The sequence below is a fragment of the Pelomonas sp. Root1237 genome, from assembly GCF_001425055.1.
GTDB lineage: Bacteria > Pseudomonadota > Gammaproteobacteria > Burkholderiales > Burkholderiaceae_C > Pelomonas.
In genome coordinates this window covers 699291-709395 of the sequence record NZ_LMDK01000012.1, presented here as the reverse complement: position 1 = coordinate 709395, position 10105 = coordinate 699291, and the positions used below count along the sequence as shown (strand labels likewise).

Genomic DNA, 10105 nt, shown 5'->3' with positions numbered 1-10105 from the left:
TCAGCGGTCTCCCGGTCAGGCGGCGGATGCAAGCGCGCGGGTGCGCTCGTCCTCGGTGCGGGTCACCGCATCGGCCGGGATGTGGAAGTCACGGTCGTAGTTGAAGGTGTGGACGATGGACGCGATGACGGTGGCGGCAAAGGTCGCCGCGGCGATCCAGTACATATGCCAGATCAGCGCGAAGCCCATGGCCGTGGCCAGCATGGCGATGATGAATCCGGCGCCGGTGTTCCTGGGCATGTGGATGGCCACGAAGCCTTGGCGAGGGCGCTCGGCATTGCGCTGCTTCATGTCGTGCCAGGCGTCCATCTCATGGGCGATGGGCGTGAAGGCGAAGTTGTAGTCCGGCGGCGGCGAAGACGTGGACCATTCCAGCGTGCGGCCACCCCAGATGTCGCCCGTCGTGTCGGCCAGTTCCTTGCGGCGCCAGATGCTGACGGCGATCTGCACCAGGAAGGCACCGATACCGCAGGCCACGATGCCCGCACCGATGGCGGCGACGACGAAATAGGGTTGCAGCGTCACGTCATCGAAGTGGCTGACACGGCGCGTGATGCCCATCAGGCCCAGCACGTACAGCGGCGTGAACGCGACCCAGAAGCCGATGAACCAGCACCAGAACGACACCTTGCCCCAGAAGGCGTCCAGGCGGAAGCCGAAGGCCTTGGGGAACCAGTAGTTGATGCCGGCGAAGGCGCCGAACACCACGCCGCCAATGATGACGTTGTGGAAGTGGGCGATCAGGAACAGGCTGTTGTGCAGCACGAAGTCGGCCGCCGGCACGGCGAGCAGCACGCCGGTCATGCCGCCGATGGTGAAGGTGATCATGAAGCCCACCGTCCACAGCATCGGCACCTCGAACTTGATGCGGCCACGGTACATCGTGAACAGCCAGTTGAAGATCTTGGCGCCCGTCGGGATCGAGATGATCATCGTCGTGATGCCGAAGAAGCTGTTCACGCTGGCGCCCGAACCCATCGTGAAGAAGTGGTGCAGCCAGACGAGGTAGGACAGGATGGTGATGACGACCGTCGCGTAGACCATGGACGCGTAGCCGAACAGCTTCTTGCGGCTGAAGGTGGACACCACCTCCGAGAAGATGCCAAACACCGGCAGCACCAGGATGTAGACCTCGGGGTGGCCCCAGATCCAGATCAGGTTCACGTAGAGCATGGCGTTGCCGCCAAGGTCGTTGGTGAAGAAGTTGGTGCCGAGGTAGCGGTCGGCCGTCAGCAGCGCCAGCGTTGCGGCCAGCACGGGGAAGGTCGCGACGATGAGCACGTTGGTGCACAGCGACGTCCACGTGAAGACGGGCATCTTCATCATCGTCATGCCCGGCGCGCGCATCTTGATGATGGTGGCGATCAGGTTGATGCCCGACAGCGTCGTGCCCACGCCCGCGATCTGCAGGGACCACAGGTAGTAGTCCACCCCCACGTCGGGGCTGGCCAGGATGCCCGACAGCGGCGGATAGGCCAGCCAGCCGGTCTTGGCGAACTCGCCGATGAACAGCGAGATCATGACCAGCACAGCGCCACCGGCCGTCATCCAGAAGCTGAAGTTGTTCAGGAAGGGGAAGGCGACGTCGCGTGCGCCGATCTGCAACGGCACGACATAGTTCATGAACCCGGTCACGAAGGGCATCGCGACGAAGAAGATCATGATGACGCCGTGGGCCGTGAAGACCTGGTCGTAGTGGTGCGGCGGCAGGAAGCCGGCGTTGTCGGCAAAGGCCATGGCCTGGTGGGCCCGCATCATCAGCGCGTCCGCGAAGCCGCGCAGCAGCATCACCACGCCGAGGATGATGTACATGATGCCGATCTTCTTGTGGTCGATGCTGGTGATCCAGTCGGTCCACAGATGGCCCCAGAGGCGGAACTTGGTGATCAGCGCGAACACCAGCGCGCCGCCCAGCACCACGGCGATGAAGGTGGCGATGAGGATGGGCTCGTGCAGCGGCAGCGAGTCCCAGCCGAGGCGGCCGAGGATGGGATGCAGCTGATCGAGCGTCTGGTGTTGGGCAACGACGGGATTGGACATCGGTCGGTCTCAGTTCTTCAGCGCGACGGGTGAAGCCTCGGGGGCTTCGACAGGCAGGCCCAGCAGGTTGGTCGGCGTGCACAGCGCGGCCACCACCATGCGGTCGCGCCTGTTCCCTTCGGCATCGCGCCAGGGGCTGCGCATCGTGCTGGCCACGCCGCCCTTGCCGGCACCGCCGGCCGCGTCGATGGCCATCATCTGGCTGGCGCACATCTTCTTGCCGTCGACGCAGCGGTCGACGATGGCGCTCCAAAGGCCAGCCTCGACGCTAGCGAAGCGGCGAATGGGTTCCTTGGTGCTGGGCTGCTCGAGCTTGAGGTAGTCGGCACGGGTCAGCGTGTTGCCGCCGGCCTTGTTGCCGTCGACCCAGCGCGCGAATTCTTCGTCCGTCAGGCCGTGGAATTTGAAGCGCATGTCCGAGAAGCCGGCACCGCTGTACTGGGCCGACAGGCCGTCATAGACGCCGGCCTTGTTGATGACGGCGTGCAGTTGGGTCTCCATGCCCGGCATCGCGTAGATCATGCCGGCCAGGGCGGGCACGTAGAAGGTGTTCATCACCGAGGTCGACGTGAAGCGGAAGTGGATGGGGCGGTCCACCGGCGCGGCCAGTTCGTTGACGGTCGCGATGCCCTGCTCGGGGTAGATGAACAGCCACTTCCAGTCCATGGACACCGCATATACCTCCAGCGGCTTCACGTCGGCGGCGACGGGCCTGCCCTCGGCGATGCGGTCCAGCGGGCGGAAGGGGTCGAGCTTGTGGGTGCTGATCCAGGTGATGGCGCCCAACGCGATGATGATCAGCAGCGGCGCGCCCCAGATGACGAGTTCCAGGCGCGTGGAATGGTCCCAGTCCGGCGCGTACGTCGCCTCCTCATTGGACTGGCGGTAACGGTATGCAAAGAGCAGCGTCAACGCGATCACCGGGACGATGATCAGCAGCATCAGCAGCGTGGATGTGACGATGAGCTGGGCCTGCTGTTGCGCGATGTCGCCATGCGGCTTCATCACGATCCAATCGCAGCCAGACAAAGCGAAGCTGGCTGACAAGACCAGGGCGCTGTTGAGGAGAGACTTGTTGGGGTACATCCTGAGGCGCGCGCAAGGGTTAACGATCTTGCTCGCAGCGATGGAATGTAAGTTGATTGAGGTAAATCAACGATTGGACATTTTGTCCAAGGCACAGACGGAGACAAGCCCGAAATGGCAGTTGCAGGTAGTACTTTCCATCACCCCAATTCCGGTCCCGTGACCACGCGGACGGACGAGGATCTCGCCCCCGGCGATATCGCAGTCGGCGTCATCATCGGCCGCGCGTCGGAGTATTTCGACTTCTTCGTCTTCGGCATCGCCTCGGTGCTGGTCTTCCCGCAGGTCTTCTTCCCCTTTGCCGACCGCCTGACCGGCACGCTTTACGCCTTCCTGGTCTTTGCGCTGGCATTCGTCGTCCGACCGGTCGGCACGCTGATTGGCATGTCCATCCAGCGCCATTTCGGCCGCTCCGCCAAGCTGACCGCCGCCCTCTTCCTGCTCGGCTGCTCCACGGTCGGCATGGGCTTGCTGCCCGGATATGCCGAAGCCGGTAGCGCGGCCATCTGGCTGCTGGCGCTGGCCCGCGTCGGCCAGGGCCTGGCCTTGGGCGGCTCCTGGGACGGCCTGCCCTCGCTGCTGGCGCTGAACGCGCCGCCCGACCGCCGCGGCTGGTACGCCATGCTGGGCCAGCTCGGCGCGCCACTGGGCTTCTTCGTCGCCTCGGGCGTGTTCCTGTACGTGTTCGGCAGCCTGGACGCCAAGGATTTCCTTTCCTGGGGCTGGCGTTTCCCCTTCTTCACGGCCTTCGCGATCAACGTCGTCGCGCTGTTCGCCCGGCTGCGCCTGGTCGTCACGCACGAGTACGAGAAGCGCATGGAAGAGCAGGAACTCGACCCCGCCTATCTGCGCGAGCTGCTGCCGGCCCAGGGCCACCACATCGTCATCGGCGCCTTTGCCGCCCTGGCCAGCTATGCCCTCTTTCACCTGGTGAGCGTGTTCCCGCTGTCCTGGGTGGCGCTGTACGGCACCGAGGGGATCGAGGACTTCATGAAGATGGAGTTGCTCGGTGCGGCCTTCGCTGCCGTGGCCATGCCCATGTCCGGGCTGATCGCCGACAAGATCGGCCGGCGCAGCTACCTCGGCACCATGGCCCTGGCCATCGGCGTGTTCGCGCTGTTCGCCCCCTTCATGCTGGGCGGCGGCAAACCCGGCCAGGCCGCCTTCATCCTGATCGGCTTCGTGTTGCTGGGCCTGTCCTACGGCCAGTCCGCAGGCTCGGTGACGTCCAACTTCCTGCCGCACTTCCGCTACACCGGCGCGGCGCTGACGGCCGACATGGCTTGGCTGCTGGGCGCGGCCTTTGCGCCCGTCGTGGCCCTCTTCCTGTCCTCGCGCTTCGGCTTGGTGTCGCTCAGCCTCTACCTGCTGTCGGGCGTGGTTTGCACGCTGGTGGCGCTGCGGGTGAACAAGCGGCTGCAGGCTGCGGGCGTGGTTCAAGACTAAGGACCCGCGCTCCGGCAAAGGCGGGCTCTGGCCCGCCTTTATTTTGGCGCGACAGTTTCCTTTATCTGAAAGTTTCCATACACTTAGCCATCACGGAAACTTTAGAGCCGCCATGTCCCTGACCCTGCACTACCACCCGCTGTCCTCCTATTGCTGGAAGGTCTTGATCGCGCTGTACGAGAACGGTGCGCCCTTCGAAGCCCGCAATGTCAATCTCGGCGACCCGGCGGCACGCACGGCCTATGCAGCGCTCTGGCCCACGGCCAAGATCCCGTTGCTGGTCGACGGGGGCCGCGTCGTGCCCGAGACCTCCATCCAGATTGAATACCTTGACCGCCGCCACCCCGGCCACGTGCAGTTGCTGCCCGAGGATTTCGAGGCGCAGCTGGAAGTACGTTTGTGGGACCGCGTCTTCGACCTGCATGTGATGACGCCCATGCAGCGCTTCATCGCCCAACAGCTGCGCCCCGAGGCCGAGCGCGACGCGGTCACGCTGACCGGCGCGGTCAACGACTTGGGGCTGGCCTACGACCTCATCGAAAGCCGCCTCGGCGACCGCGAGTGGGCAGCAGGCGAGGCCTTCACGATGGCCGATTGCGCGGCTGCACCGGCTCTGTTCTATGCCGCCATCGTGCGGCCCTTCTCGCCCGAACACAAGAAGCTCAGCGCCTATTTCGAGCGCCTGCTCGCCCGACCTTCGGTCTGGCGCTGCATCGTCGAAGCTCGCCCCGTCTTCCAGTACTACCCTCTGCGCCATGCCCTCCCCGCTCGCTTCCTCGCCGACTGACGCGCGCCTGGACCGCCTTTTCGCGGCGTTGGCGGACGGCAACCGGCGCGCGATGGTCGATCAGCTCAGCCGCGGGCCGGCCTCGGTGTCGGACCTCGCCAAGCCCTTGGACATCGCCCTGCCCTCGGCGTTGAAGCACCTGGCGGCTCTGGAAGCGGGCGGCCTTGTGCAATCGGACAAGGCCGGTCGCGTGCGCACTTACCGCATCGCGCCGGATGCCTTTGGCGGCCTGGAAGCCTGGGTCGCCGAGCGCAAGGCGATGTGGCACCGCCAGTTCGATGCCCTTGAAGCCCTTCTCGAAGAACAGGACAACCCACCGTGACGACGACTCCCGCCGCCCACACCAGCTTTGTGCTGGAGCGCCGCTTCAAGGCCTCGGCCACCCGCGTGTTCGCCGCCTGGGCCGACCCGGCCACCAAGCAGCGCTGGTCCGACTGCCATGCCGAGATGAACGCCACGGAGTTCAGCATGGACTTCCGCCCCGGCGGGCAGGAGATCTACCGCAGCGCCCTGCCCGACGGTACCCAGTTGGCCGTCGACAAGGTGTTCCTGGACATCGTGCCGCAGGCGCGCATCGTCTTTGCCTACTCGATGGCGGCGGACGGTCGCGCGCTGTCGGCCTCACTGGTCACCGTGGAGTTCTCCAACAGCCCGGCTGGCTCGACGTTGAAGCTGACCGAGCAGCTCGCCTATCTCGACGGGCACCAGGACCTGGAACAGCGCCGGCGCGGCACCGAGGAAGGCCTGGATCGGCTGCTGCTCGAGGTGGACGCGGCTTAGCCGAGAGCTTTCCGAGCGTTCTGGAACATCCGCAACCAAGGGCTGTGCAGCGCGCGGTCGCCGCTGGTCCAGCTCATCTGCACGTTGCGGAAGACACGCTCGGGGTGAGGCATCAGCGCGGTGAAGCGGCCGTCGGCCGTCGTCACCGAAGTCAGGCCGCCCGGGCTGCCATTCGGGTTGAACGGATAGGCCTCGGTCGCCTGGCCGTGGTTGTCGACAAAGCGCATGGCCTGGATGACCTTGCTCGCATCGCCCTGGCGCGCGAAGTTCGCAAAGCCCTCGCCGTGAGCGACGGCGATGGGCGCGCGGCTGCCGGCCATGCCCTTGAAGAAGACGCTGGGCGAATCCAGCACCTCGACCAACGCGAGGCGGGCCTCGTACTGCTCGCTCTGGTTGCGCGTGAAGCGCGGCCAGGCGTCGGCGCCCGGGATGATGGGCGCGAGTGCGGCCAGCATCTGGCAGCCGTTGCAGACGCCCAGGGCCAGGGTGTCGGAGCGGGAGAAGAAGGCACGGAACTGCTCGGTCAGCACCGGGTTGAACATGATGCTGCGCGCCCAGCCTTCGCCGGCGCCCAGGGTGTCGCCATAGCTGAAGCCGCCGCAAGCGACGAAGGCTGCAAAGCCGTCCAGCTTGACCGCGCCTGACTGCAGGTCGCTCATGTGCACGTCGAAGCTGTCGAAGCCGCCCAGCGACATCGCATAGGCCATCTCGACATGCGAGTTCACGCCTTGCTCGCGCAAGATGGCGACCTTGGGGCGGGCACCCGTTGAGACGAACGGTGCTTCCGGCGTGAACGTCAGGTGCACGTGCAGACCAGGGTCATCCGCCTTGCCAGCCGCCGCGTGTTCAGCATCGGCGCCGGCCGGGTTGTCGCGCAGTTTGGCGATCCGCCAGCTCACCTCATCCCAGGTCTGCTGCAGCGCCGTGAGGTCAGCAGCAAAGACCTTCTTCGCATCGCGCCAGACTTCCATCTGTCGCGCCGCATTCGGCTTGGCCACGACATGCGAATGCTTGGACAGGCCATGCGCGCGCAGCACCTGCATGACGGCGTCGCGGTCGGCCGCGCGCACCTGGATCAACGCGCCCAGTTCCTCGCTGAACAGCGCGCGCAGCGTCAGCTCCTCGCGACGGGCGCTGACCTGGGCGGCCCAGTTCTTGGAGTCGCCCATGTCGGCGCGGCTGTCGCTGATGCCGTCCCCTTCGGTGACCAGCATGTCCACGTTCAGGCTAAGGCCGGTCTGGCCAGCAAAGGCCATTTCGCAGGCAGCCGCCCACAGGCCGCCGTCCGAACGGTCGTGATAGGCCAGCAGCTTGCTCTCGGTGCGCAGTTCGTTGATGGCATTGACCAGCGAAACCAGCAGCTTGGGCTCGTCCAGGTCGGGCACATCGGCGCCGAACTGGTTCAGCGTCTGCGCCAGGATCGATCCGGCCATGCGGTGCTGGCCCTGGCCGAGGTCGATGAGGATGGCGCACGAGTCCTCGCGCTGCCATTCCGGCGTCAGCGTGCCGCGAACGTCGGCGATGCTGGCAAAGGCCGTGACGATCAGCGACACCGGCGCGGTGACCTGTTGGCCATCCCACTTGGTGCGCATCGACAAGGAGTCCTTGCCGACCGGGATCGAGATGCCCAGCGCCGGGCACAGCTCCATGCCGACGGCCTTGACCGTGTCGAACAGCGCCGCGTCTTCACCAGCCTCGCCGCAGGCCGCCATCCAGTTGGCGCTGAGCTTCACGCGCGGCAGTTCGAAGGGCGCGGCCAGCAGGTTGGTGATGGCCTCGGCCACGGCCATGCGGCCGGAAGCCGGCGCGTTGACGGACGCCAGCGGCGTGCGCTCGCCCATGCTCATGGCTTCGCCGGCAAAACCGTTGAAATCGGCCAGCGTGACGGCGCAGTCCGCCACCGGCACCTGCCAGGGGCCGACCATCTGGTCGCGGTGGTTCAGGCCGCCCACGGTGCGGTCGCCGATGGTGACCAGGAAGCGCTTGGCTGCAACGGTCGGGTGGCGCAGCACGTCAAACGCCGCCTGCTCCAGCTTGACGCCGGACAGGTCCAGCGCGCCGCCGCTGCGGACCACACGTGTCACGTCGCGCTGCATCTTGGGCGGCTTGCCCAGCAGCACGTCCATCGGCATGTCGATGGGGTGATCGGTGACTTCCGCGTCGCCGTCCACCAGCTTCAGGTCGCGCTCTTCGGTGACGACGCCGACGACGGCGAAGGGGCAGCGCTCACGCGCGCACATCGCCGCAAAACGATCCAGGCTGCCGGGCGCGATGGCCAGCACATAGCGCTCCTGGCTCTCGTTGCACCAGATTTCCTTCGGGGCGAGGCCCGACTCTTCCAGCGGCACCTTGCGCAGATCGAAGCGCGCGCCGCGGCCGGCGTCGTTGACGAGCTCGGGGAAGGCATTCGAGATGCCACCGGCGCCGACGTCATGGATGGCCAGCACCGGGTTCTCAGCCCCCAGGCCCCAGCAATGGTTGATGACCTCCTGCGCGCGCCGTTCGATCTCGGGGTTGCCGCGCTGCACGGAATCGAAATCCAGGTCGGCCGTGTTGGTGCCCGCCGCCATCGACGAAGCCGCGCTGCCGCCCATGCCGATGCGCATGCCCGGGCCGCCCAACTGGATCAGCAGGCTGCCGGCCGGGAACTCGATCTTCCGGGTCAGGTCCGAGCGGATGGTGCCCAGGCCGCCGGCAATCATGATGGGCTTGTGATAGCCGCGGCGCACGCCGTCCACGGTCTGCTCGTAGACGCGGAAATAACCCGCCAGATTCGGCCGGCCGAACTCGTTGTTGAAGGCCGCGCCACCGAGCGGGCCCTCGATCATGATCTGCAGCGCCGACGCGATATGCGCCGGCTTGCCCACGGGGTTCTGCTCCCAGGGCTCGTTCAAACCCGGCAGATGCAGGTTGGACACCGAAAAGCCGGTCAGGCCCGCTTTGGGCTTGGAACCGCGGCCGGTGGCGCCTTCATCGCGGATCTCGCCGCCAGCGCCCGTGGACGCACCCGGGAAGGGCGAGATGGCCGTCGGGTGGTTGTGCGTCTCCACCTTCATCAGCACCTCGGCCTGCTCGGGGCGGGCCGTGTAGGCCGAGCCCGGCGCGTCGGCGGCCATCCAGCGCTGGATGGCGTGGCCTTCCATGATGGCGGCGTTGTCCGAGTAGGCGACGACCGTGTGCTGCGGGTTCAGCTTCTCGGTGTTGCGGATCATGCCGAACAGGCTCAGCGGCTGGGCCTCGCCATCGACGATGAAGCTTGCGTTGAAGATCTTGTGACGGCAGTGTTCGCTGTTGGCCTGGGCGAACATCATCAGCTCGACGTCGCTGGGGTTGCGGCCGAGCTTCTTGAAGTTGGTGTCGAGGTAGTCGATCTCGTCGGCCGACAGCGCCAGGCCGAATTCAACATTCGCCTTCTCCAGCGCGGCACGCCCCTCGCCCAGCACGTCCACATGGGCCAGCGGCTCGGCGGTGCGCTCGTCGAACAGATGGGCGGTGGCCTCGCGGGTGAAGCAGACCGACTCGGTCATGCGGTCATGCAGCAGTTCGGCGCAGGCCTGCAGGTCGGCTTCGCTCAGCGCCTTGGCACCACCGAGCAGGCCGGGCTTCAGCGAGACGCGGTATTCAACGACGCGCTCGACACGCTTGAGCGCCAGGCCGCAGTTGCGTGCAATGTCGGTGGCCTTGGACGCCCAGGGGCTGACCGTACCGAAGCGCGGCGCAACGACGACGAGGTCGCCGGTGGCTGCTACTGCAACCGGTTCGCCATAGGTCAGCAGCGCCTCGAAGCGCTGATGCGCATCACCGGCCATCGCCGTGTCGGTCCAGACCCAGTGCACCGCGCGGGCGCTGACGGCGCTGATGCGCTCATTGACCTGTTGCAGCCGGCCCAGCAGGGCTTGGGCACGGAAGGCGGACAAGGCGTTGCCGCCCTCGAAACATTGCAGATGCAGGGTGCGGGTCATGGCG

Annotated in this window: 7 protein-coding genes; 4 read left to right on the top strand and 3 right to left on the bottom strand. The window is 66.3% G+C overall.

Features of this window, described 5'->3' with window-relative positions; all coding sequences use genetic code 11:
* Positions 1–15: 15 nt before the first annotated feature.
* On the bottom strand, positions 16–2040 hold the full coding sequence (gene cyoB, locus ASC91_RS11100; RefSeq protein ID WP_056196425.1) for a cytochrome o ubiquinol oxidase subunit I: 2025 nt from the start codon (positions 2038–2040) through the stop codon (positions 16–18).
* Between the two features lie 9 nt (positions 2041–2049).
* Positions 2050–3126: a ubiquinol oxidase subunit II gene (gene cyoA, locus ASC91_RS11095; protein WP_082532603.1), complete on the bottom strand. Its 1077-nt coding sequence runs from the start codon at positions 3124–3126 to the stop codon at positions 2050–2052.
* A gap of 114 nt (positions 3127–3240) precedes the next feature.
* Here cyoA and ASC91_RS11090 point away from each other — a divergent pair, with 114 nt between their 5' ends.
* The 4 genes from ASC91_RS11090 (at position 3241) to ASC91_RS11075 (ending at position 6139) form a co-directional block, all read left to right on the top strand.
* Positions 3241–4572 (top strand): MFS transporter, encoded by a 1332-nt coding sequence (locus tag ASC91_RS11090; RefSeq protein ID WP_082532602.1) that lies wholly within the window; start codon positions 3241–3243, stop codon positions 4570–4572.
* A 112-nt stretch (positions 4573–4684) separates the two neighbouring features.
* Positions 4685–5359, top strand: coding sequence for a glutathione S-transferase family protein (locus tag ASC91_RS11085; RefSeq protein WP_056196420.1), 675 nt, complete (start codon positions 4685–4687; stop codon positions 5357–5359).
* Positions 5328–5681: a helix-turn-helix transcriptional regulator gene (locus ASC91_RS11080; RefSeq protein WP_056196417.1), complete on the top strand. Its 354-nt coding sequence runs from the start codon at positions 5328–5330 to the stop codon at positions 5679–5681. Before ASC91_RS11085 ends, ASC91_RS11080 begins: the two co-directional genes overlap by 32 nt.
* On the top strand, positions 5678–6139 hold the full coding sequence (locus ASC91_RS11075) for an SRPBCC family protein (protein ID WP_056196413.1): 462 nt from the start codon (positions 5678–5680) through the stop codon (positions 6137–6139). Before ASC91_RS11080 ends, ASC91_RS11075 begins: the two co-directional genes overlap by 4 nt.
* Here ASC91_RS11075 and purL read toward each other — a convergent pair.
* Positions 6136–10101, bottom strand: coding sequence for a phosphoribosylformylglycinamidine synthase (gene purL, locus ASC91_RS11070; RefSeq protein ID WP_056197222.1), 3966 nt, complete (start codon positions 10099–10101; stop codon positions 6136–6138). The two genes, ASC91_RS11075 and purL, sit on opposite strands and share 4 nt — an antisense overlap.
* Positions 10102–10105: the final 4 nt, after the last annotated feature.